This is a genomic window from Absicoccus sp. (assembly GCF_034090965.1).
Taxonomy (GTDB): domain Bacteria; phylum Bacillota_I; class Bacilli_A; order Erysipelotrichales; family Erysipelotrichaceae; genus Absicoccus; species Absicoccus intestinalis.
Genome location: NZ_JAXDRQ010000068.1, coordinates 1 through 22,771, shown reverse-complemented (window position 1 = coordinate 22,771; position 22,771 = coordinate 1). Strand labels below are relative to the sequence as shown.

Sequence of the window (22,771 nt, the reverse complement as noted above, 5' to 3'; positions counted from 1 at the left end):
ATGAACGAAAGAGTTGTACGTGCCAAACGCGCGGATAAGATCGCAACGGTTATCTTTACGATCATTGCTGCGATGTTCTTTATCTTATTATTTGGCTTTGCTGGAAAAGTTATTATTGGTGGCTTTATGGGAGCGACACCAGAAATGTTCCAATTTACCATGAGCGGATCCATTGGTAACCAATTATGGAATACCATCTACCTGGTATTTATTTCGTTATTGGTTTCGATACCCATTGGTATATTTGCCGGAATCTATTTAGCTATGTATGCTCGTCAAGGACGTTTTACAAAGTTCTTACGCATGTGTATCGAAACCCTTTCTTCTTTACCATCCATTGTTGTTGGTTTGTTTGGCTATTTGGTTTTCTTGGTTACCCTTGGAATGGGCAAGAGTTTGTTGGCTGGTGCCTTATCCATTTCCATCTTGACGTTGCCTTTATTGACGACCACAACGGAAGATGCAATTCGTGGTTTACCTGCTGGTTATCTACAGGGGGCATTGGGTATGGGATCGACTAAATGGCAATCGGTATTCCATGTTTTGTTGCCTGCTTGTCTACCACGTATCATGACCGGTGTCATTCTAGCAGCTGGTCGTGGTTTTGGTGAAGCAGCAGCTCTATTGTATACAGCCGGTTCCGGAAGCATGTTGAATTGGCGCAATTGGAGCTTTACCAGTCCGACAAGTCCATTATCATTGTTCCGACCTGCGGAAACGTTGTCGATTCAAATTTGGAACTTGCAGGTCAATGGACAAAATCCAGATCTAGCCAACTTGGCATCGGCCGTATTGATGATCTTGGTATTGATCTTCAGTATTGCCGCCAACGTATTGTCTAGACATATTCAAGCAAAGAATCAAGGAGATAAAGCATAGTCTATGAGTGAAGTAAAATTTAACGTAGAGCATATTAACCTACATTATGGTAATTTCCATGCTCTAAAAGATATTAATATGAAAATCTATGCCAATGAGATCACTGCTTTTATCGGTCCTTCTGGATGTGGTAAATCCACTTTCTTGAAATCATTGAATCGGATGAATGATTTTGTCGAAGATTGTGTGATCGATGGCAAAATTGAAATGGATGGTGTCGATATCTATAAAGATATGGATGGCATCTCACTTCGACATGAAGTGGGCATGGTATTCCAACAACCCAACCCATTTCCCAAAAGTGTATATGACAATGTAGCCTATGGACCACGAATTTTTGGTATCAAGAAAAAAGCAGAACTGGATGAAATTGTGGAACGTTCCTTGCGGCAAGCTGCTATTTGGGATGAACTAAAAGATCGATTAAATAAAAGCGCTTTAGGATTATCAGGAGGACAGCAACAACGTTTGTGTATTGCTCGCACGTTAGCTGTTCAACCGAAAGTCATCTTGATGGATGAGCCTACCAGCGCATTGGATCCTATTTCAACCAATAAGATCGAAGATTTAGCTGTGGAATTGAAGAAGGATTATACCATTGTTATGGTCACGCACAATATGCAACAAGCAGCACGTATCAGTGATAAGACCGCTTTCTTCTTATTAGGGGAAATGGTGGAATATGGATCTACACCTGAATTGTTTGCGGATCCACAAGATGAACGAACAGAAAGATATATCACAGGAAGGTTTGGATAAAATGCGAAACGAATTCCAAAAAAAATTAAAAGAGCTACATATTTCGTTGATAGATATGGGCCAAGATTGCCAAGATATCATTCGTGATACGTACCAAGCATTGATCAAAAATGATCTAGATGTTGTCGAGGGCATTCGTAAAAAAGAAAATAAAATCAATCATAGTGAACGTGAAATCGAAAATCAATGCATTGCTTTATTGTTGTTGCAAGCACCTGTTGCGAAAGATCTTCGTCAAGTTTCCAGTGCTCTAGAAATGGTCACGGATATGGAGCGAATTGGTGATCAAGCCTATGATATTGCTGACATTGTCAAAAAGAACAACGATTTGAGTGAAATGGTTGAACAATTACCACTACGAGATATGGTCAAACAAGCTATCAAGATGGTCGACGAAGCGATTCAATCCTTTGTAAATAATGATCGTGTTTTAGCTAAACAAGTGATCGATGAAGATGATATCATCGATGGATATTTTGAAACGATCTACAATGATCTGGCCACAAAAGGCATCGATCGTCGAGCTTTGGATCTATTGATGATTGCGAAGTATTATGAGCGAATTGGCAATCATGCAACCAATATTGCCGAATGGGTATTGTATGAAATCACAGCCCATCAAGTTCCAATTGGTGAAAAATAAGTTCTTCTTTCCTATATAAAAAATATGCGGTGAATTCCACCGCATATTTTACTCTTCCTGATCATCCAGAATTTTTTTCAAACCATTATAGATGCCATTGTCATAAACACTGGTTGTTGAAAAATTCGCAAAGCTTTTGACATAATCGGTCGCACTTCCCATGGCTACACCTATATCGGCTTTTTGCAGCATGTGAATATCGTTGGTACTATCACCAAACGCAATGGTATCTTTCCATGTGAAGTTGACATGTTTCATCATCAATTCAATACCAACGGATTTATCATTACCACTATTGAAGACATCAAACATGAAGCCATCGGATTTCACATTGATCAAGTCGGCCCTTAGATCCGGATGGGCAGCCATAAAGTCATCAATTTCTTTTTTCTCTCTGGTCAAGATCACCGCATTATAGGCACGATGTCTTCGATGATACGATTGGGATGGATCATAAAATAAAGAATTTAAGACATTGCAGTATTTGCAGAAGTCATACATAGGATAAAATTTATTATAGATATAGGTGGCATCGCCAAAATGGAACATGAGTCCCAATTCGTTTTGACCACAAAATTCAACGATATCTTTCACTGTTTGCGTGGAAATGGGTTTTGAATCTACTTCTTCAAAAGCGCCATCCAAGATATAGGAACCGTTGATCAAGATATAGTAATCAAATTGAACATGTTTGAGGATACTGTCCATTTGATTTAGGGGACGTCCTGTTGCGGCGCATACCATATATCCTCGTTTGCGCAATTCTTGAATCGCCTCGATGGTAGAAGGCTGAACGATATCATTTTCGGTTTGGTAAAGGGTGCCATCCATGTCAAAAAATACGATTTTATGTTTCATTGTTTCACCTCAAAATCATTATACAAGAAATATACAAAAAAGAATTGACAAATATTATAAAGATGAGTAAATTATAAATGCATGCGTAATTTGGGCATTGGTATGCCCATTTATTTAACGGATGGAAAAGACACACCCGGAAGTGTGTGTTTGTGAAGAAGTGAAAGGAGTGTTCTTATGCCTACAATCAACCAGTTGATTCGTAAAGGTCGTAAGGCCAGCAAAGCTAAATCAAAGTCAACTGCTTTGAATCGTGGTTACAACTCATTGCAGTCTAGATCAACCAATGTATCTAGCCCACAAAAACGTGGTGTTTGTACTCGTGTTGGTACCATGACACCAAAGAAACCAAACTCTGCATTGCGTAAATATGCCCGTGTTCGTTTATCAAACGGCATGGAAGTTACTGCTTATATTCCAGGAATTGGACATAACTTGCAGGAACATAGTGTCGTATTGATTCGTGGTGGACGTGTCAAAGATTTGCCAGGTGTTCGTTACCATATTATTCGTGGTACATTGGACTGTGCTGGTGTTACTGATCGTAAACAAAGTCGTTCGTTATATGGAACGAAAAAACCTAAAAACTAATTCAAACATGAGAGGAGGAAACTAAATGCCTAGAAAAGGACACATTGCCAAACGTGATGTACTTGTCGATCCTATTTATAACTCCAAGTTGGTTACTCGTTTGATCAACAAAATCATGTTAGATGGTAAAAAAGGAGTTGCACAAACGATTTTGTACAATGCGTTTGATATCGTAAAAGTTAAGACTGGGGAAGAACCAATGGCTGTATTTGAAAAAGCGTTGGAAAATGTCATGCCTCAGTTGGAATTGAAAGTAAGACGTGTAGGTGGAGCCAACTACCAAGTACCTGTTGAAGTAAGTGACGAACGTCGTTTAACTTTGGGTCTTCGTTGGATCGTAAATTATGCACGTTTAAGAAATGAAAAAACTATGGAACAGCGCCTGGCTGCAGAAATCATCGATGCATCCAACGGTACTGGTGCTTCCGTAAAAAAACGTGAAGATACCCATAGAATGGCTGAAGCAAATAAAGCATTTGCTCACTACCGTTGGTAGGAAAGGAGACATCTCAATATGCCTAGAGATTATGCCTTGGAAGATACTCGTAATATCGGAATCATGGCTCACATCGATGCTGGTAAAACGACGACCACGGAACGTATCCTGTATTATTCAGGTGTCAACCATAAAATTGGTGAGACCCATGATGGTGCGAGTACGATGGACTGGATGGAGCAAGAACAAGAGCGTGGTATTACGATCACTTCTGCTGCCACAACATGCCATTGGAAGAAATTAGATGGCACTGGTCATGAATGTCGTATCAATATCATCGATACACCAGGACACGTAGACTTCACTGTCGAAGTAGAACGTTCTTTGCGTGTATTGGATGGAGCCGTAACTGTATTGGATGCCAAAGCCGGTGTTGAACCACAAACCGAAACGGTTTGGCGTCAAGCAACGACATATGGTGTACCTCGTATCGTATTTGTTAATAAAATGGATGCTACGGGTGCCGATTTCATCATGTCATGCAACACGATCATTGATCGTTTAGGTGCAAAATCTTGCCCTATTCAGTTGCCAATTGGGGCAGAAAGCGATTTTGAAGGTATCGTTGATATCATCAAACGTACTGCTTATCATTATTCAGGAGATTATGGACGTATCGTAACAGAAGGTCCGGTTCCTGATGATCTAAAAGATCAAATGGAAGAATATCGTACGAAGTTATTGGAATACTTAGCAGACTACGATGAAGATTTCATGATGCAAGTATTGGAAGGTGAAGAACCATCCGTCGAAGAAATCAAACGTGTATTGCGAATTGCCGTATGTAAAGGTGATTTCTTCCCTGTATTATGTGGATCTGCATATAAAAATAAAGGTGTTCAAGAAGTATTGGATGCAGTTGTTGATTATTTGCCAAGTCCAGTGGATGTACCTTCGATCAATGGTACCGATCTAGATGGTAATCCAGTACAACGTCATCCAAGCGACAAAGAACCATTTGCTGCATTGGCATTTAAGATTGCCGCCGATCCATTTGTTGGAAAATTATCTTTCTTCCGTGTGTACTCCGGTACCGCAAAAGCAGGAAGCTATGTATTAAATTCAAGCAAAGACAAACGAGAACGTTTTGGTCGTATCGTACAAATGCATGCCAATGCCCGTCACGAGATCGATGAAGTGTATGCTGGTGATATTGCCGCTGCCGTTGGTCTGAAAGTAACGACAACTGGTGATACATTGTGTGCAGAAGATGCACCAGTGATCTTGGAATCCATGGAATTCCCAGAACCAGTGATCGAAATGTCTTTGGAACCAAAAACCAAAGCAGACCAAGACAAGATGGGCTTGGGCTTACAAAAATTGGCCGAAGAAGACCCTACTTTCAAAACATATACAAACGAAGAAACGGGACAAACCATTATTGCTGGTGTAGGTGAGTTGCACTTGGATATCATCGTTGACCGTTTGCGTCGTGAATTTAAAGTAGAAGCAAACATTGGTAAACCACAAGTTGCGTATCGTGAAACCATTCGTAAAGCAGCAGACTGTGAAGGTAAATACATTCGTCAGTCTGGTGGACGTGGACAATATGGTCATGTATGGATCAAATTTGAACCAAATGAAGGGAAAGGATTTGAATTCGTGGATGCCATCGTTGGTGGTAGCGTACCTCGTGAATACATCAAACCAACGCAAGAAGGTTTGGAAGATGCTTTACAAAATGGTATGATTGCTGGCTATCCAGTTATTGATATCAAAGCCACTTTGTTTGATGGATCGTATCATGATGTCGATTCCAGTGAAATGGCATACAAGATCGCTGCAAGTTTTGCATTGCGTGAAGCTGCCAAAAAATGTGATCCTGTATTGTTGGAACCAATCATGTTTGTAGAAATTACAGCACCTAGTGAATACTTGGGTAGTGTAATGGGTGATGTTTCCAGTCGTCGTGGATCCATTACGGATCAAGAAGAACGTGGAAATGCTACAATCGTACGAGCTATGGTTCCATTAGCTGAAATGTTTGGTTATGTTACTGACTTGCGTAGCTTTACACAAGGTCGTGGAAACTTCTCTATGAAATTTGATCATTATGAAGAAGTTCCAAAGAGCATTTCGAAGAAGATCATTGAAGAGAACTCTAGTGAAAACTAGTTGCTTTTCAAACCCACTTGAATTACAATTAATTCGATATAAAGTATAAAAAAATAGGAGGATTTAGCAAAATGGCTAAGGAAAAATTTGACAGAAGTAAAGTCCATGTTAATATTGGAACTATCGGTCACGTTGACCATGGTAAAACAACTTTGACTGCTGCCATCACAAGTGTTTTGGCAAAAAAAGGTATGGCAAAAGCTGAAGCATATGATGAAATTGATGGTGCTCCAGAAGAAAAAGAACGTGGAATCACGATCAATACGGCACATGTTGAGTATCAAACTGCAAAACGTCACTATGCACACGTTGACTGTCCAGGTCACGCCGACTATGTAAAGAACATGATCACAGGAGCTGCCCAAATGGATGGTGCAATCTTAGTAGTAGCTGCTTCTGATGGTCCTATGCCTCAAACTCGTGAGCACATCTTATTGGCTCGTCAGGTAGGTGTACCTTACATTGTTGTTTATTTGAACAAATGCGACATGGTTGATGATGAAGAATTGATCGACCTTGTTGAAATGGAAGTTCGTGAATTGTTGAACGAATATGGATTTGATGGAGATAACACTCCAATCATCCGTGGATCTGCATTGAAAGCATTGGAAGGCGATCCAGCTGCTGAACAATCTATCTTAGATTTGATGGATGCTGTAGATACTTGGATTCCAGATCCAGTACGTGATATCGATAAACCATTCTTGATGGCTGTCGAAGATGTAATGACAATTTCTGGTCGTGGTACTGTTGCTACAGGACGTGTTGAACGTGGACAAGCGCATTTGAACGACGAAGTTGAAATCGTTGGTATCAAACCAACTCAAAAAACAGTTATTACTGGTTTGGAAATGTTCCACAAGACTTTGGACGTTGCAGAAGCCGGAGATAACATCGGTGCATTGCTTCGTGGTATCGCACGTGATCAAATCCAACGTGGACAAGTATTAGCTGCTCCAGGATCTGTTCATCCACATACAAAATTTAAAGCACAAGTATATGTATTGACAAAAGATGAAGGTGGACGTCATACACCATTCGTATCGAACTATCGTCCTCAATTCTATTTCCGTACAACTGACGTAACTGGTGTTATCACTCTTCCAGAAGGAACAGACATGGTAATGCCTGGTGACAACGTTGAAATGTATGTAGAATTGATCGCCCCAATCGCTTTGGAAAACGGAACTCGTTTCTCTATTCGTGAAGGTGGACATACAGTTGGTGCCGGAAACGTCACTGAAATCTTAGGTTAATTTTGAACCAATCTAAGGAGATCTGAGGATCTCCTTTTTTTTGTTTTCTTTCTGAAAATTCAATATATTAAACATAAATACGTAAGAAAATACCGATAGAATCGTGATTTTGTGCAAAAAAATGAACAATAATTTAATTTATTTGTCTAAAAAAATGAAGTATTTTAGTATCCTAAAGAGCACTTTCGTACAGTAAAAAGTCTATAAATATGGGCTTACATAGGGGAAAATGAAAATAGTGTAAACAAAAGGAAAAAATCACTCAAATAAATGAAAGTAGAAATATCATTTTACATATGAAATAATAAACTCGTTACTTGAACACACCAAGCGAACAGGTGTTGATTATTGACGGGCAAACACAATGCTTGGGTGGACAAGAAGGAAGAGAAAAGGAGTATTATCATTTATCATGGATTCTGAAAAGAAAATCAAATGGTACATGCTTGCCTTCATGTGCTTTTCCACTCTTTGGGGATTTGGAAATGTTGCCAATGGCTACATGTACTTCAACGGGACCCAAGTCATTTTTTCATGGATTTGGATGTTCTTGTTGTACTTTGTTCCGTATGCTTTGATGGTTGGTGAATTGGGATCTGCCTTCAAAGACCTTGGTGGAGGTGTCACTTCCTGGGTACAGGAAACCACCGGTTCAAAATTAGCGTATTATGCAGGTTGGACCTATTGGGCATGTCACGTTACGTACATCGCATCCAAAGGTTCTGGCGGTTTGAAAGCATTGAGTTGGATGATCTTCCAAAATGCGGAAACCTACGATACCTTCCCAACTCGATACGTGCAATTGGCTACCTTAGCGGTATTCTTATTCTTCTGTTGGGTTGCCAGTCGTGGTTTGAACCCATTGAAAAAATTAGCAACGCTTGCCGGAAGTAGTATGTTTGTGATGAGTATCCTATACATCATCTTGATGTTTGCAGCACCGGCCATCAATCCAGGTGGCGGTTATGTCCATTTGGATTTTAGCTTACACAAACTCATTCCTACCTTTGATTTGACGTACTTTACCAACTTATCAATCTTGGTTTTTGCGGTAGGTGGAATTGAAAAAATTTCCCCTTATGTCAATAAGATGGAAGGCGATGCCTCGAAAGAATTCCCTAAGAGCATGATCTTTGCGGCTGTGATGGTCATGGTTTGTGCTATCTTTGGTACCATTGCGATGGGTATGATGTTTGATCCAAAAGTTGTATTTGCTTCTGCAGATAGTCAAACGGCTTATATTGCCAATGGTTCTTATTGGGCATTCGAAAAACTTGGACAATATTATGGTATTGGCAACGCTTTGATGATGATCTATGCTGCATGCAATGCCATTGGTCAATTCTCTACATTGGTTGTCAGCATTGATGCGCCATTGCGTATGTTGTTGGATGATAAAAATGCTCGTCAATATGTTCCAAAACAATTGTTGAAACAAAACAAATATGGCGCATATATCAATGGTATTTGGATGGTTGTGATCCTGTCGGGTGCAATTATCTTGGTACAAATCGCTATGCCAGGCGCTGCTGGTGTATTAGCTCAATTAAATAAATTGAATTCTGTATGTATGCCATTCCGTTATTTATGGGTATTCTTTGCATACATCATGTTGCGTCGCAAGAGCGAAAAGTTCCCACGCTCATATCGCTTTGTGAAAAGCCAAGGAGCGGCGGCTTTCTTTGGATGGTTCTGCTTCATTTTAACGCTTGTTTGCTGTATCATGGGAATGTACTCTCCAGATGCCAAGACCATGGCTTTGAACGTGATCACGCCAGTGGTATTGGTTGCTCTAGGTGTGATCTTGCCAATGATTCGCAAACGTCAAGATCAAGAAGCGGCATAAGCCCGTACAAGAGAAACCGAGAGGTTTCTCTTTTTTAGGAGGAAAATATACATGGAAATTTCACAACAATTATTTGATTTTATTCAATCAAGTCCAAGCATGTTCCATACGATCCAAACCATTCGTACGGATCTGGAAAATGAGGGATTTATGTATCTAGCAGAAGGTCGATCTTGGACATTGGAAAAAGGTGGTAAATATTATACAACTCGCAATCATTCGAGCATTATTGCCTTTACAATTGGTCAAGAACTTGACAATTATCATTTTCAAATGAGTGCTGCACATTCCGATTCGCCAACGTTCAAAGTAAAAAGTGTACCCGAACTGAGTGGGCCCAATGAATATCTTCGCTTGGATGTTGAAGGCTATGGCGGAATGATCGATTATACTTGGCTAGATCGTCCATTGAGCGTAGCCGGTCGTGTCTTGGTTCAAAAGGGACATGCCATGGAATCGAAACTATTATATATAGATAAAGATATATTATTGATTCCGAGTTTAGCAATCCATATGAATCGTGACATCAATCAAGGATATGCTTTTAATCATAAGACCGATCTATGTCCACTGTTTTCAACCGGTGCCTTGAAAAAAGGAGCTTTTGATGAAATGATTGCCAAGGAATTGGGAGTGAAACCTTCGCAAATTTTAGCGAAAGACTTATTTTTGGTGAATCGTCAAAAACCAGTGGTCTGGGGCTATCAAGATGAATTTATTTCGTCGCCAAAATTAGATGATCTACAATGTGCTTTTGTTTCCTTGCAAGGATTTATTCATGCCCATAATGTACACGGTATCAATGTATATTGTTGCTTTGATAACGAAGAAGTCGGTTCCAATACCAAGCAAGGCGCTATGTCGACGTTCTTACATGATGTCTTGACGCGTATCAATAGTGCTTTAGGCAAAGATGCCGATGCCTATTATCAAGCCGTTTCTAAGTCTTTCTTAGTAAGTTGTGATAATGCGCATGCGGTTCATCCAAATCATGGAGATAAGTCCGATGCCGTGAATTATGCGATGATGAATAAAGGTCCCGTGATCAAGGAAGCAGCCAACCAGAAATATACGACCGATGCCTTTAGTCGTGCTTTGTTTACATACCTATGTAAAGAGCAGGATATCCCTGTACAAACTTTTGCGAATCGCAGTGACATGGCTGGGGGATCGACATTGGGTAATTTATCCAATACCCAAGTGAGCGTGCATGCCGTTGATATTGGCTTGCCACAACTAGCCATGCATTCCAGTTATGAAACAGCTGGTATAGAGGATACAAGCTATGCGATCGATGCTTTGCAGGCATTCTTCAATGCCAATTTAATGATTGAAGAAGCAGATACTGTGACATTTGATGAGTAGGGAATGGAAGTGGTTGGATCCATCCTTATCCGTTGATTGGAATACCGAAAGTCGCAAGCTTTTGGATACGATCGATGGGATGCGTATCCCCAATGCACAAAAGAATATGTTGGTGCAATATTATATTGAACATCCGCATATGCAACGGAAAGCAAATCGACAAAAGGAAATCAGATCATGGATGCGTACGGATGCGTATCAAAAGATCAAAGAACAAAGGGTTCATGATGATCAAAATAAATTTACGATTGCGAGCATTGTGATCGTGATGATGGCTACCTTGTTTTTATTCTTCTTACGCGCTGTGATCACACGATCCTTTGTGGTCAATTTCAGTGTGGATGCGATCGTAGGTGCCATTGCTTTGGTACTCTTGGTGCGAAATCTACATATCAAATATCGTTTGATCGATCAATATGTGGATACGAAACGATGGTATCAGATGATTGATGGGGCTTCATTTGTATTATGTGTCTTATTGAAATTCTTGTTTCCACCTGTCTTTGATTTCAGTCTGATCCTCTTATTCATTTCGTTTGTGATCCAAAAGAAAAAACTAGAAAAGATCTTTCAGAGTTTTTAGCGCAATATGCGCTTTTTTTAACGCCTTTTTTTCTAAAAAAAGAGGTTGCATCCCTCCATGAAACATGGTAATATCATACCGCACTGCGAAGAAGTGCGAGGTTGCTGACCCACTGAAAAGCGTTGTCATGGGTGGTGTCAGGTAATTCGCATGGAGCATGTTTATCTAGAATAAACGAAAGGAGTTAACATGGCAAACAACACAATGAGAATTCGCCTTAAGGCGTATGAGCACCGCATCCTTGATGACAGTGCTAAGAAAATTGTCGAAGCAGCGACAAAACACGGAGCTAAAAAAGTAGTTGGTCCCGTTCCGCTACCAACGGAAAAACAAGTTGTAACAATTTTACGTGCTGTTCATAAATACAAATATTCACGTGAACAGTTTGAAATTCGTACGCATAAGCGTTTGATTGAGATTGTTGCACCATCAAAGGAAACGATTGATTCGTTACAACGATTAGACCTTCCTAGTGGTGTCGACATCGAAATTAAACTTTAATGGAGGTGTCTGAGAATGAAAGGACTATTAGGAAGAAAATTAGGAATGACGCAAGTCTTCACGCAAGACGGTACATTAATTCCCGTAACTGTAGTAGAAACTACACCAAATGTTGTTCTTCAGGTGAAGACAGTAGAAACTGACGGTTACAATGCCGTACAGTTAGGTTTTGACGAAGTCAAAGAAAAGAATACAACAAAAGCAATTGTTGGACATTGTGCCAAAGCAAACACAAGTCCTAAACGCTTCATCCGTGAAGTACGTGATTGTGAATTAGATGTAAAAGTTGGCGATCTTGTAAAGGCCGATATCTTCGAAGCTGGTGAAACAGTTGATGTGATCGGAACAAGCAAGGGTAAAGGATACCAAGGTACGATCGTGCGTAACAATGCACATCAAGGACCTCGTAGTCATGGTGGATCCAAGAACATTCGTCACATTGGTTCATTGGCTACAAATGGTATTACTTCTCGCCAAGGACGTATCATGAAGGGTACTGTCATGGCTGGTCATGAAGGTGGTTATCGTACAACGAACCAAAACTTGACCGTAATTAAAGTAGATGTTGAAAACAACTATGTATTGATCAAAGGAAACGTGCCAGGACCTAAGAAAGGATTCGTTATGATTCGTACGGCGAAGACTTCAAAAGGAAATAGCGAACCAGTAACTTTGGTTGACTATAGCAGTAAGGAGGCTCAATAATGGCTAAGATCGATGTAATTAACCAGACCGGAGCTGTCGTTGATTCCATGGAATTAAACGACGTTGTATTTGGAATCGAACCCAATCAACAATGTATCTATGACGTATTAGTTATGCAAGCTGCTGGTAAGCGTCAAGGTACTGCCAAAACAAAAGGACGTTCTGAAGTAAGCGGTGGTGGACGTAAGCCATACCGTCAAAAAGGAACAGGACGTGCTCGTCAAGGTACTATTCGTGCGCCACAATTCCGTGGTGGAGGAACTGTATTTGGCGCTGTTCCACGTGATTATCACTATCGTGTCAATAAAAAAGTTCGTAATCTAGCATTGCGTTCGGTATTGAGTGAAAAAGTTGCAGATACAGCATTTGCAGTCATCGATCAATTGAATGTAGATGCTCCTAAGACAAAAACATTTATTGGCATCATGGAAGCTATTGATGCACCAAAGAAGACTTTGTTCGTAGTTGGTAAAACGGAAGATACCAACAATGCTTATTTATCAAGCCGTAATATTCCAGAAGCAAAAATGTTACGTAGTGATTTGATCAATGTATTTGATCTTGTCAAAGCAAACAAAGTTATTATGACAGCCGCTGCTGTAAAAGAAGTTGAGGAGGCTTTGGCATAATGAAAGACTATAGAGATGTCATTTTTCGCCCAGTTATCACTGAAAAAAGCATGAAGTTGATGGCTGAAGACAACAAAGTCACTTTTGAAGTTGCTAAGGGTGTGAACAAGATTGAAGTTCGCAACGCAGTGGAAAAAGCATTCAACGTGAAAGTTGTTAAAGTAAATATGTTAAACACGAAATCTAAACCACGTCGTGTTGGACGCTATATGGGTAAGACCCAAGCGAGTCATCGAGCAATCGTTAAATTAGCCGAAGGCGATTCTATCGATTTGTTTGGTGAAGAATAATCAGGGAGAAGACGCTATTTCCTGAATAAATATTGCGATAAGGAGGAAAATATAGTTTATGCCTATTAAGAAGTATAAACCTACGACACCTGCTCGTCGTGGCATGACAAGCTTAACAAAAGAAGAGTTGACAGCAACAAAACCTGAAAAGAGCTTGTTAGCCCCTAAAAAGAGCAAGGGTGGACGTAATAACACAGGACGAATCACAACTCGTCATCAAGGTGCTGGACATAAGAAAGCATACCGTATTATTGATTTTAAACGTAATAAAGATGATATTCCTGCAAAGGTATCCACGATCGAATATGATCCAAACCGTTCGGCAAATATCGCTTTGTTGACATATGCCGATGGTGAAAAACGTTACATCATCGCTCCTGCTGGATTGGAAGTAGGAATGAAAGTTGTTTCTGGTAAAGAAGTCGACATTAAAGTGGGAAATGCCATGGAAATGCGCAACATGCCAGAAGGTACGATCGTACACAATGTAGAATTAAAACCTGGTAAAGGTGGACAAATGGCACGTAGTGCTGGTGCTTCTGCTCAAATTTTGGGTGTAGAAGATAAATATGTCATTTTACGATTGACATCTGGAGAGATGCGTCGTGTATTAGGCGAATGTCGTGCTACTGTTGGTACAGTGGGTAATGGCGATTATAGCTTGGTTAACTATGGTAAAGCTGGACGTAATCGTTGGCGAGGCATTCGACCTACTGTTCGTGGTTCAGTTATGAACCCTAATGATCACCCTCATGGTGGTGGTGAAGGACGTGCGCCAATTGGACGTAAGTCACCTATGACGCCTTGGGGCAAGAAAGCTCTTGGTGTGAAAACACGTAAGACGAAGAAGGCAAGCGACAAGTTGATCATTCGCCGTCGTAATGCTAAGTAGGAAAAGGAGGAAATGAGAAATGAGTCGTAGTTTGAAAAAAGGACCTTTCGTTGATGATCATTTGATGAAAAAAGTTGAAGCATTAAATGAAAGCGGAAAGAAAGAAGTCATCAAGACTTGGAGTCGTCGTTCCACAATTTTCCCTTCATTTGTTGAACATACATTTGCGGTTTATAACGGTAAGGAACATGTTCCTGTATACGTTACAGAAGATATGGTTGGGCATAAATTAGGTGAATTTGTGCCAACTCGTAAATTCACTGGACATACTTCCGGTGATGACAAGAAGGCGTAAGAGGAGGAAAAACGATGGAAGTCAAAGCAACTGCAAAAACTCTACGTGTTCAGCCTCGAAAAGTAAGACTTGTCTTAAATTTGATTCGTGGAAAAGACGTAGAAGAAGCCGAAGCAATTTGCAAGTTTACACCAAACAAAGGTGGATATCTTGTCGGCAAAGTATTACATTCTGCCATTGCGAATGCGGTAAATAACGAAGATTTAGATGAAAGCAATCTTTATGTCAAAGAATGCTATGCCAATGAAGGAATCACGATGAAGCGCTATATGCCTCGTGCAAAAGGTAGTGCAAGTGCTATTCATAAACGTACTAGCCACATTACAGTTGTCGTGGCTGAAAAGGAATAGGAGGACAACTATGGGACAAAAAGTAAATCCTATTGGAATGCGAGTTGGCGTGATTCGCGACTGGCAATCAAGATGGTATGCAGACGATAAAAAATTCGGTGACACATTGATGGAAGATGTGAAGATCCGTGAACATATCGAAGAATACTATAAGAAATTAGCCGATAAAGCTGTGGATCGTCGTAAAGCAGATCCTCAAATTTCGCGTATTGAAATTGAACGCAGCAAAAATCGTTTGGTGATCATTGTTCGTACTGGACATCCTGGTGTTGTCATTGGTGCGGAAGGTAAATCCATTGAAGGATTAAAGAAACAAATCGAAAAAATGACTTCTGCAAAATATGTACAAATCAATGTTGTAGAAGTTGCCAATCCAAACTTGGATGCACGTTTAGTCGCTCGTTGGATCGCCGATCAATTGGAAGCTCGTCGTAGTTTCCGTGCTACCCAGAAAAAAGCCATCCAAAATACCATGCGTGCTGGTGCCAAAGGTATTAAAACAAGCGTATCTGGTCGTTTAGGTGGTGCCGATATGGCTCGTACAGAAGGATATGCAGAAGGTGTTGTTCCTCTTCATACACTTCGTAGTGATATCGATTATGCGATTGAAGAAGCAGCCACTCAATATGGTAAAGTTGGTGTAAAAGTATGGATCTGCCGTGGTGAAGTTTTACCTGGTGAAATGGTCAAAGAACCAGAAGCTCCTAAGCAACGTCCTCGTCGTCGTCGTAATAAAAACTTCAACAATAAACGTCCTCAAAATCGTGCACCAAAACAAGAAGCTGCACCTGCTGAAAAAGGAGGTAACGAATAATGTTGATGCCTAAAAGAACAAAGTATCGTCGTCCCCATCGTCTAAGTTACGAAGGTCGTAGCAAAGCTGGACGTTCGATTGACTTTGGAGAATATGGATTAGTTGCTGAAAGTGGTAACTATGTAAGTAACCGTCAAATCGAGGCAGCCCGTGTTGCCATGACTCGTTATATGAAGCGTGGTGGAGATGTATATATTCGTATCTTCCCTCATATGGCTCGTACAAAGAAACCTCTTGAAGTACGTATGGGTTCTGGTAAAGGTGCTCCTGAAGGATGGGTAGCCGTTGTTCAACCTGGTCGAGTTTTATTTGAAGTTGGTGGCGTTCCTGAAGAAGTAGCACGTGAAGCACTTCGTTTAGCAGCCCACAAGTTACCGGTTAAAACTCGTTTTGTTAGAAAAGGAGAAGTGAAATAATGTTAGCTAAAGAAATTCGCGAAAAAACGAATGAAGAATTACAAGCACAAATTAGTACACTCAAAGATGAATTATTCAATCTTCGTTTCCAGCAAGCTACTGGTCAGTTAGAAAACACTGCTCGTTTGAAAACTGTTAAGAAAGACATCGCTCGAATCAAGACTGTATTGACAGAGCGTGCCAATGCAGGTCAAGAATAGGGAGGATCTTTGAATGGAAAGAAATGCACGTAAGGTTTATCGTGGACGTGTCGTATCCGATAAAATGGATAAGACCATCACGGTAAAAGTTGAAACAAAGAAAACGCATCCATTGTATGGAAAGCGTGTAGAATACTCTAAAAAATTGAAAGCACACGACGAGAACAATGAAGCTTCCATTGGCGACATTGTAGAAATTATGGAAACGCGTCCATTATCCGCTACAAAACGTTACCGTTTAGTGAAGATCGTTGAAAAAGCTCGTGTTTAATATCAGGAGGAGACGAAACTATGATTCAAAATGAAAGTCGTCTACGCGTCGCTGATAATACGGGAGCTAGAGAAGTATTAGTTATCCGTTGTCTTGGCGGAAGCGTTAGAAAAACAGCAAATATCGGTGACGTCGTTGTAGGTACTGTTAAACAGGCTACTCCTGGTGGATCCGTTAAAAAAGGTGATGTTGTAAAGGGTGTTATCGTACGTTCTAAATATGGCGTACGCCGTGAAAATGGAACATACATTCGCTTTGATGATAACGCATTAGTCATTATTAATGCCGATAAGACGCCAAAGGGAACACGTATCTTTGGACCAGTTGCTCGTGAATTGCGTGATGCTGGATATATGAAAATCGTATCCTTAGCGCCGGAAGTACTATAGGAGGTGTGCCCAGTGAGAATTAAAAAAGGTGATACAGTTAAGGTCATTACAGGTGCTTACAAAGGCACAATCGGAAAAGTAACACAGGCCTTCCCAAAAGAAGATAAAGTCATCGTGGAAGGTGTTAATATGGTTAAAAAACATGTGCGTCCAACCCAACAAGATCCTGAAGGTGGAATTATTGAGAAGGAAGCAAAGATCCATGTTTCCAATGTCATGCTTTACGATGAAAAAGAGAAAGTAGCTAGTCGTATTCGCATGGAAGAAAAAGATGGAAAGAAAGTTCGCGTCTATAAGAAAACTGGCGCGGAAGTAAAGTAGGAGGGTATCTATGAATCGTTTATATGAAAAATATACAAATGAAGTTGTCCCTCAGATGATGAAAGATTTTAACTATTCTTCAATCATGGAAGTTCCTAAGATTGAAAAAGTAGTCGTTAATATTGGTGTTGGTGATGCCATTGCCAATTCAAAATATTTAGATGAAGCTGTTGAAGAATTAGCAGCCATCACTGGACAAGCACCTGTTGTTACTAAGGCGAAAAAATCCATTGCGAACTTTAAGCTGCGTGAAGGTATGCCAATTGGATGCAAAGTTACTTTACGTTCCGAAAAGATGTATGAATTCTTAGATAAGTTATTCAATATTTCTTTGCCTCGTGTTCGTGACTTCCGTGGTGTAAGCGATACAAGTTTTGATGGTCGTGGAAACTATACATTGGGTATCAAAGAACAAATTATCTTCCCTGAAATTGATTTTGATAAAGTGAATCGTACACGTGGTATGGATGTTGTCATTGTTACAACAGCCAATACCAATGAAGAATCAAAGGCATTATTAAAAGGTATGGGAATGCCTTTTAAGAAGTAGGAGGATGATGAAATGGCTAAAAAAGCAATGATCAATAAACAACAACGTCCTCAAAAATTTAAAGTTCGTGAATATACTCGTTGCGAACGTTGTGGACGTCCACATGCCGTATTAAGAAAATATAAAGTATGTCGTATTTGCTTCAGAGAATTGGCTTACCAAGGTCAAATTCCTGGTGTGAAGAAGGCTAGCTGGTAAGGAGGCAAATTGCAATGAACATGACAGATCCAATTGCAGATATGCTAACAAGAATTCGTAATGCTTTGGTTCAAAAGCATGATGTTGTAAGCATGCCTGTATCAAAAGAAAAGAAAGCAATTGCTAAGATCTTAAAAGAAGAAGGTTTCATCACAGACTATGCAGTCGAAGGAGATGGACAATTCAAAGAATTAACAATTACGTTGAAATATACCGAAGATAAACAACGTGTCATCACAGGTCTTCGTCGTATTTCAAAACCTGGTCTTCGCGTCTATGCACATGCAGATGAATTGCCTCGTGTATTGAACGGATTAGGAATTGCCATTATCTCAACAAGTAATGGTGTCATGACAGATCGTGAAGCAAGAAAACAACACGTTGGTGGCGAAGTTCTTGCTTATGTATGGTAAGACAATAGGAGGAAAATAAATGTCACGTATCGGGAATAAACTGATTACCATTCCTGAAAAAGTAACTGTTGATGTTGCCCAAGGGAATGAGGTGACTGTTAAAGGACCTAAGGGAACTTTAACTCGTACATTCTCGGATTTGATGGATATTCAAGTCGAAGATGGTGTAGTCACTGTAAAGCGTCCAAATGATGAAAAACGCACTAAGCAATTACACGGAACCACTCGTGCTTTATTGCACAATATGGTTGTTGGAGTTTCTGAAGGTTTCACCAAAGATTTAGAATTAGTTGGTATTGGATTCCGTGCTGCTGTTAAAGGTAAACAATTGGAAATGCAAATTGGTTACTCTCATAAAGTATTGATCGATATTCCAGAAGGAATTACTTGTACTTGTGGAAGTGCTACGGAAATCAAAGTTGAAGGAATCGATAAGCAACAAGTTGGTGAATTTGCTGCGGAAGTTCGTGCTGCTCGTAAACCAGAACCTTACAAGGGTAAAGGTATCCGTTATAAAGGAGAACATATCCGTCGTAAGGAAGGTAAAACAGCTGGTAAGTAGTGGGAAAGGAGATAAATACAAATGGTCAATAAAAAATCACGTAATGCAGAACGTATTCGTCGTCATAAACGTGTACGTACAAAAATTAGCGGAACTCCTGAATGCCCACGCTTGAATGTTTTCAGAAGTAACGCAAACATTGAAGTGCAAGTGATCGATGATGTGAATGCCACAACATTGGTTAGTGCTTCCAGTGTACAAATGAAATTAGAAAATGGTGGTAACGTGGAGGCAGCTCGTCAAGTTGGAGCTGAAATTGCAAAGCGTGCCCAAGAAAAAGGAATCAAACATGTTGTATTCGACCGTGGTGGATATGTTTACACAGGTCGTGTTAAAGCATTAGCCGAAGCCGCTCGTGAAGCAGGCTTGGAATTTTAGGAGGTCACACCATGGCAATGAATAGAAAACCAAGAAGAGACCACGATGAATTTGAAGAACAAGTTGTTCAAATTAACCGTGTAACAAAAGTTGTTAAGGGTGGACGTCGTTTCCGCTTTGCTGCTTTGGTTGTTGTGGGCGATCACAATGGTCGTGTTGGCATGGGTACTGGAAAAGCTAACGAAGTACCTGATGCCATTCGTAAGGCGAGTGAAAATGCGCGTAAGAACGTATTCACTGTCCCTGTTATCAACAACACAATTCCACATGCTGTAACTGGTAAATTCGGTGCTGGAGAAGTCTTTATGCATCCAGCTGCTGATGGTACTGGTGTTATTGCTGGTGGTGCAACGCGTGCTGTCATGGAATTGGCAGGTATTAGTGATGTTGTCACAAAATGCTTAGGTTCTCGTACCAAAATCAATGTGGTTCGTGCCACGGTTGAGGGTTTGAAAAGCTTACGCACGGTAGAAGAAGTAGCAGCTATTCGTGGTAAGAAAGTTAGCGAAATTCGCGGTTAATTAGGAGGATGTACAAATGAAATTAGAAGAAATGAAATCAAATGGCCATCGTTCCAAGCGTAACCGTGTGGGACGTGGTCCAGGAAGTGGCAATGGTAAAACTTCTGGACGTGGTCAAAAAGGTCAAAAATCAAGAAGTGGCGGAGGTGTTCGTTTAGGTTTCGAAGGTGGCCAAACAACATTAGCTCGACGTCTTCCTAAACGTGGTTTCACCAATTTCAATCGTAAAGAATATGCGATCGTTAATGTTGAAACTTTAAATAAATACGATGATGGAACCGTTGTCAATGCCGCTTTGTTATTGGAAGACAAAGTTATCAAAAAAGAATTATCTGGATTGAAGATTTTAGGTAATGGTGAATTGACGAAGAAATTGACAGTGCAAGCTGCTAAGTTCTCAACATCAGCTAAAGAAGCAATCGAAAAAGCAGGCGGAACGGCTGAGGTTATCTAAAAATGTTTAGAAGCATTAAGGCAATGATAGTAAACAAAGATATTCGTAATCGAATTTTGTTTACGCTCTTTGCCTTCTTTGTGTATCGATTCGGATCAACCATTACAATTCCTGATGTCAATACAGCAGATTTAATGGCTGGTATACAAAATAACTCTTTATTTGAAATGATCAACCTTTTGGGTGGTGGTGGATTGGATCAATTCTCCATCTTCGCACTTGGTGTAACACCCTATATCACAGCTTCGATCATCATGCAGCTGCTGAGCATGGATGTCATTCCATCTTTAACAGAGTTATCGAAAAGTGGTGCGCAAGGACGTAAGAAAATCGATAAATATACTCGTTATTTAGCTGTTATCTTTGCATTTGTCCAATCGATATCTTTGGTTTATGGTTTTTCGAAAACATATACCACATTGATCGTTGGCGGAGTAACACTAAGTAAAGTTTTATATATATCGACCATTTTTACTGCCGGTTCTTTATTCCTCGTTTGGATTGGCGACCAAATTTCTTTAAAAGGTATTGGTAATGGTATCTCCATGGTCATCATGGCAGGTATCGTTGGGCGTATGCCTCGTCAATTTAGTTCTGCTTGGCAATCTTTGATTGGTGCCAATACAAAAAATGGGGTTTGGTTGTTTGTAGGCTATGTCGTTGTTTATTTATTGATCATCATTTTTGTCACGTTGATCAATACGGCGGAACGACGTATTCCTATTCAATATACATCGAGTTCCATTGAATTAAGCAAGCGTAGTGATTCAAACTATTTACCATTAAAAGTCAATTCTGCAAGCGTTATTCCAGTCATCTTTGCTTCTTCTTTGATGATGGCACCGCTACAAATTGCCACCTTTTTAGATAAGACCGATTTTGTGAATGCCGTACAGGATTGGTTAGGATTAAGTACATGGTATTCGCTTGTGATTTACGTTGTATTGATCATCTTCTTTACCTTCTTCTATACGAAGATGCAAGTAGATCCAGAAAAATTAGCAGAAAACCTTGGAAAATCGGGTGCATACATTCCGAATGTACGTCCGGGCACTGAAACGAAAACCTATGTGAATCATATTTTGACTCGTATCACTGTTTTTGGATCCATTGCTTTGGCCGTTATTTCGGTCATGCCACATCTCATGCCAATCCTTTGGCCAGAAATGCCATCCAGCATGGCTTTGGGTGGTACGGGATTGATCATCGTTGTCGGTGTTGCGATTGAAACAGTACGACAAGTTCAAGGTTTGATTACACAAAAATCGTACAAAAAATATTATCAAGACTAAATACAAGTAGTAGGAGTAGAACAATGAATATGTTGATTATGGGAGCACCGGGAGCTGGTAAAGGAACATTCTCTCGTTTGCTTCGCGAAGAATTAAATTTAAATCACATTTCTACAGGTGACATCTTCCGTGAGAATATCTCGAAAGGAACGCCCCTAGGATTGGAAGCTAAGTCATACACAGAACAAGGAAAATTAGTTCCGGATTCTGTCACAAATAAAATGGTCAAAGACTATTTAGAAAATCTTACGGATAAAAAGAATGGATATCTATTGGATGGATATCCTCGTACGATCGATCAGGCAAAAGCATTTGAAGCAATGACCAAAGGGACTGACCTTGCGGTTGAATCGGTTTTGGTCATGGATGTGCCATTTGAAGAATTGACACGTCGTATCACAGGTCGTCGTAGTTGTCCAAAATGTGGCGAAATTTACAATATCTACTCAAACCCGCCAAAAGTCGATGGCGTTTGTGATCATGATGGAACCGCTCTGACACAACGAAAAGATGATAATGAAGAATCATTAAAGACGCGTTTGGATGAATATGCAAAGAATACCGAACCAGTCATTGGCTTCTATGAAGAAAAAGGATTGGTTACTCATGTAGATGCATGGGGCGATAAAGATGAAATTTGGACGCGAATTAAAAAAGTCTTGAATATCTAAATGATTGCGCTTATAATATATAAGCGCAATTCTTGCGTTTTAGTAATTACCACATTTCTATTAAAATCCGCATGAATTCATACGCATTTTAACAGGGCATAAATATGTGGTTGGAAAGGAAACAAAAATGAAAGTAAGACCATCCGTAAAACCAATGTGCGATAAATGTCGAGTCATTCGACGTAAGGGAAGAGTCATGGTAATCTGTGAGAACCCTAAGCACAAACAGAGACAAGGAAACTAACAGGAGGAAGAAATGGCACGTATT

General features: G+C 40.1%; 34 protein-coding genes. 33 read left to right on the top strand and 1 reads right to left on the bottom strand.

Going from position 1 to position 22,771, the window contains the following annotated elements; genetic code table 11:
• Genes pstA through phoU form a run of 3 tightly spaced genes read left to right on the top strand, consistent with a single transcriptional unit; the run spans position 1 to position 2,281 of the window.
• Positions 1–879: a phosphate ABC transporter permease PstA gene (gene pstA, locus SOS22_RS10265; RefSeq protein ID WP_320597094.1), complete on the top strand. Its 879-nt coding sequence runs from the start codon at positions 1–3 to the stop codon at positions 877–879.
• Positions 880–882: 3 nt separating this feature from the next.
• Positions 883–1,638, top strand: coding sequence for a phosphate ABC transporter ATP-binding protein PstB (gene pstB / locus SOS22_RS10260; protein ID WP_320326317.1), 756 nt, complete (start codon positions 883–885; stop codon positions 1,636–1,638).
• A gap of 1 nt (position 1,639) precedes the next feature.
• Positions 1,640–2,281 (top strand): phosphate signaling complex protein PhoU, encoded by a 642-nt coding sequence (gene phoU / locus SOS22_RS10255; RefSeq protein ID WP_320597093.1) that lies wholly within the window; start codon positions 1,640–1,642, stop codon positions 2,279–2,281.
• A 48-nt stretch (positions 2,282–2,329) separates the two neighbouring features.
• Here the strand turns inward: phoU and SOS22_RS10250 are convergent, their stop codons facing one another.
• The gene (locus SOS22_RS10250; protein WP_320326319.1) at positions 2,330–3,139 is read right to left on the bottom strand and encodes an HAD family hydrolase; all 810 of its coding nucleotides are present in this window, start codon (positions 3,137–3,139) and stop codon (positions 2,330–2,332) included.
• Positions 3,140–3,316: 177 nt separating this feature from the next.
• On the opposite strand from SOS22_RS10250, the gene rpsL reads away from it, so the two are divergent.
• The 30 genes from rpsL to rpmJ all read left to right on the top strand — a co-directional run bounded on the left by rpsL (position 3,317) and on the right by rpmJ (position 22,747).
• Positions 3,317–3,730 (top strand): 30S ribosomal protein S12, encoded by a 414-nt coding sequence (gene rpsL / locus SOS22_RS10245; protein WP_320597092.1) that lies wholly within the window; start codon positions 3,317–3,319, stop codon positions 3,728–3,730.
• 25 nt (positions 3,731–3,755) lie between these two features.
• Complete coding sequence (gene rpsG / locus SOS22_RS10240) at positions 3,756–4,226, top strand: 30S ribosomal protein S7 (RefSeq protein WP_128520189.1); 471 nt, start codon at positions 3,756–3,758, stop codon at positions 4,224–4,226.
• A gap of 18 nt (positions 4,227–4,244) precedes the next feature.
• The gene (gene fusA, locus SOS22_RS10235; RefSeq protein WP_320326321.1) at positions 4,245–6,341 is read left to right on the top strand and encodes an elongation factor G; all 2,097 of its coding nucleotides are present in this window, start codon (positions 4,245–4,247) and stop codon (positions 6,339–6,341) included.
• Between the two features lie 71 nt (positions 6,342–6,412).
• Positions 6,413–7,597, top strand: coding sequence for an elongation factor Tu (tuf, locus tag SOS22_RS10230; protein WP_320326322.1), 1,185 nt, complete (start codon positions 6,413–6,415; stop codon positions 7,595–7,597).
• A 412-nt stretch (positions 7,598–8,009) separates the two neighbouring features.
• Entirely contained in the window at positions 8,010–9,443 is a 1,434-nt protein-coding gene (locus SOS22_RS10225; protein WP_320326323.1) for an APC family permease, read from the top strand.
• 45 nt (positions 9,444–9,488) lie between these two features.
• Positions 9,489–10,808: a M18 family aminopeptidase gene (locus SOS22_RS10220; protein ID WP_320597146.1), complete on the top strand. Its 1,320-nt coding sequence runs from the start codon at positions 9,489–9,491 to the stop codon at positions 10,806–10,808.
• Entirely contained in the window at positions 10,801–11,391 is a 591-nt protein-coding gene (locus SOS22_RS10215) for a hypothetical protein (RefSeq protein WP_221175892.1), read from the top strand. The genes SOS22_RS10220 and SOS22_RS10215 overlap by 8 nt, the downstream gene beginning before the upstream one ends.
• A gap of 189 nt (positions 11,392–11,580) precedes the next feature.
• Positions 11,581–11,892 (top strand): 30S ribosomal protein S10, encoded by a 312-nt coding sequence (rpsJ, locus tag SOS22_RS10210; RefSeq protein ID WP_128520184.1) that lies wholly within the window; start codon positions 11,581–11,583, stop codon positions 11,890–11,892.
• A 15-nt stretch (positions 11,893–11,907) separates the two neighbouring features.
• Complete coding sequence (rplC, locus tag SOS22_RS10205; RefSeq protein WP_320326325.1) at positions 11,908–12,597, top strand: 50S ribosomal protein L3; 690 nt, start codon at positions 11,908–11,910, stop codon at positions 12,595–12,597.
• On the top strand, positions 12,597–13,226 hold the full coding sequence (gene rplD / locus SOS22_RS10200) for a 50S ribosomal protein L4 (RefSeq protein ID WP_320326326.1): 630 nt from the start codon (positions 12,597–12,599) through the stop codon (positions 13,224–13,226). Before rplC ends, rplD begins: the two co-directional genes overlap by 1 nt.
• Positions 13,226–13,516, top strand: a complete 291-nt coding sequence (gene rplW / locus SOS22_RS10195; RefSeq protein WP_320597091.1) for a 50S ribosomal protein L23 — start codon at positions 13,226–13,228, stop codon at positions 13,514–13,516. Before rplD ends, rplW begins: the two co-directional genes overlap by 1 nt.
• A gap of 58 nt (positions 13,517–13,574) precedes the next feature.
• Positions 13,575–14,408, top strand: a complete 834-nt coding sequence (rplB, locus tag SOS22_RS10190; RefSeq protein WP_320326328.1) for a 50S ribosomal protein L2 — start codon at positions 13,575–13,577, stop codon at positions 14,406–14,408.
• A gap of 19 nt (positions 14,409–14,427) precedes the next feature.
• Entirely contained in the window at positions 14,428–14,703 is a 276-nt protein-coding gene (gene rpsS / locus SOS22_RS10185) for a 30S ribosomal protein S19 (RefSeq protein WP_128520179.1), read from the top strand.
• Positions 14,704–14,717: 14 nt separating this feature from the next.
• Positions 14,718–15,053 (top strand): 50S ribosomal protein L22, encoded by a 336-nt coding sequence (gene rplV, locus SOS22_RS10180; RefSeq protein WP_128520178.1) that lies wholly within the window; start codon positions 14,718–14,720, stop codon positions 15,051–15,053.
• Positions 15,054–15,063: 10 nt separating this feature from the next.
• Entirely contained in the window at positions 15,064–15,867 is an 804-nt protein-coding gene (gene rpsC / locus SOS22_RS10175) for a 30S ribosomal protein S3 (RefSeq protein ID WP_320326329.1), read from the top strand.
• Entirely contained in the window at positions 15,867–16,283 is a 417-nt protein-coding gene (rplP, locus tag SOS22_RS10170; RefSeq protein WP_320597090.1) for a 50S ribosomal protein L16, read from the top strand. Before rpsC ends, rplP begins: the two co-directional genes overlap by 1 nt.
• A complete protein-coding gene (gene rpmC, locus SOS22_RS10165; protein WP_128520175.1) occupies positions 16,283–16,483 on the top strand; it encodes a 50S ribosomal protein L29 in 201 nt (66 codons plus the stop codon). Before rplP ends, rpmC begins: the two co-directional genes overlap by 1 nt.
• Before the next feature lie 13 nt (positions 16,484–16,496).
• A complete protein-coding gene (gene rpsQ / locus SOS22_RS10160) occupies positions 16,497–16,754 on the top strand; it encodes a 30S ribosomal protein S17 (RefSeq protein WP_128520174.1) in 258 nt (85 codons plus the stop codon).
• Between the two features lie 20 nt (positions 16,755–16,774).
• Positions 16,775–17,143 carry a 50S ribosomal protein L14 gene (rplN, locus tag SOS22_RS10155; RefSeq protein ID WP_320326331.1) on the top strand — a complete coding sequence of 123 codons (369 nt, stop codon included), beginning with the start codon at positions 16,775–16,777 and terminating at the stop codon, positions 17,141–17,143.
• Between the two features lie 12 nt (positions 17,144–17,155).
• The gene (gene rplX / locus SOS22_RS10150; protein WP_320597089.1) at positions 17,156–17,464 is read left to right on the top strand and encodes a 50S ribosomal protein L24; all 309 of its coding nucleotides are present in this window, start codon (positions 17,156–17,158) and stop codon (positions 17,462–17,464) included.
• A gap of 10 nt (positions 17,465–17,474) precedes the next feature.
• Positions 17,475–18,014, top strand: coding sequence for a 50S ribosomal protein L5 (rplE, locus tag SOS22_RS10145; RefSeq protein ID WP_320326333.1), 540 nt, complete (start codon positions 17,475–17,477; stop codon positions 18,012–18,014).
• Between the two features lie 12 nt (positions 18,015–18,026).
• Positions 18,027–18,212 (top strand): type Z 30S ribosomal protein S14, encoded by a 186-nt coding sequence (locus SOS22_RS10140; protein WP_128520170.1) that lies wholly within the window; start codon positions 18,027–18,029, stop codon positions 18,210–18,212.
• 14 nt (positions 18,213–18,226) lie between these two features.
• Entirely contained in the window at positions 18,227–18,625 is a 399-nt protein-coding gene (gene rpsH, locus SOS22_RS10135) for a 30S ribosomal protein S8 (protein WP_320326334.1), read from the top strand.
• A 19-nt stretch (positions 18,626–18,644) separates the two neighbouring features.
• Entirely contained in the window at positions 18,645–19,187 is a 543-nt protein-coding gene (gene rplF, locus SOS22_RS10130; protein ID WP_320326335.1) for a 50S ribosomal protein L6, read from the top strand.
• Positions 19,188–19,208: 21 nt separating this feature from the next.
• Entirely contained in the window at positions 19,209–19,565 is a 357-nt protein-coding gene (rplR, locus tag SOS22_RS10125) for a 50S ribosomal protein L18 (RefSeq protein ID WP_320326336.1), read from the top strand.
• Between the two features lie 17 nt (positions 19,566–19,582).
• On the top strand, positions 19,583–20,086 hold the full coding sequence (rpsE, locus tag SOS22_RS10120) for a 30S ribosomal protein S5 (RefSeq protein ID WP_320326350.1): 504 nt from the start codon (positions 19,583–19,585) through the stop codon (positions 20,084–20,086).
• A 16-nt stretch (positions 20,087–20,102) separates the two neighbouring features.
• Positions 20,103–20,540, top strand: a complete 438-nt coding sequence (gene rplO, locus SOS22_RS10115) for a 50S ribosomal protein L15 (RefSeq protein WP_320326337.1) — start codon at positions 20,103–20,105, stop codon at positions 20,538–20,540.
• Positions 20,541–20,542: 2 nt separating this feature from the next.
• Positions 20,543–21,832, top strand: a complete 1,290-nt coding sequence (gene secY, locus SOS22_RS10110) for a preprotein translocase subunit SecY (RefSeq protein ID WP_320326338.1) — start codon at positions 20,543–20,545, stop codon at positions 21,830–21,832.
• Between the two features lie 23 nt (positions 21,833–21,855).
• Positions 21,856–22,503: an adenylate kinase gene (locus SOS22_RS10105; RefSeq protein WP_320597088.1), complete on the top strand. Its 648-nt coding sequence runs from the start codon at positions 21,856–21,858 to the stop codon at positions 22,501–22,503.
• 127 nt (positions 22,504–22,630) lie between these two features.
• Positions 22,631–22,747 carry a 50S ribosomal protein L36 gene (gene rpmJ, locus SOS22_RS10100; RefSeq protein ID WP_081637596.1) on the top strand — a complete coding sequence of 39 codons (117 nt, stop codon included), beginning with the start codon at positions 22,631–22,633 and terminating at the stop codon, positions 22,745–22,747.
• Positions 22,748–22,771 lie beyond the last annotated feature (24 nt).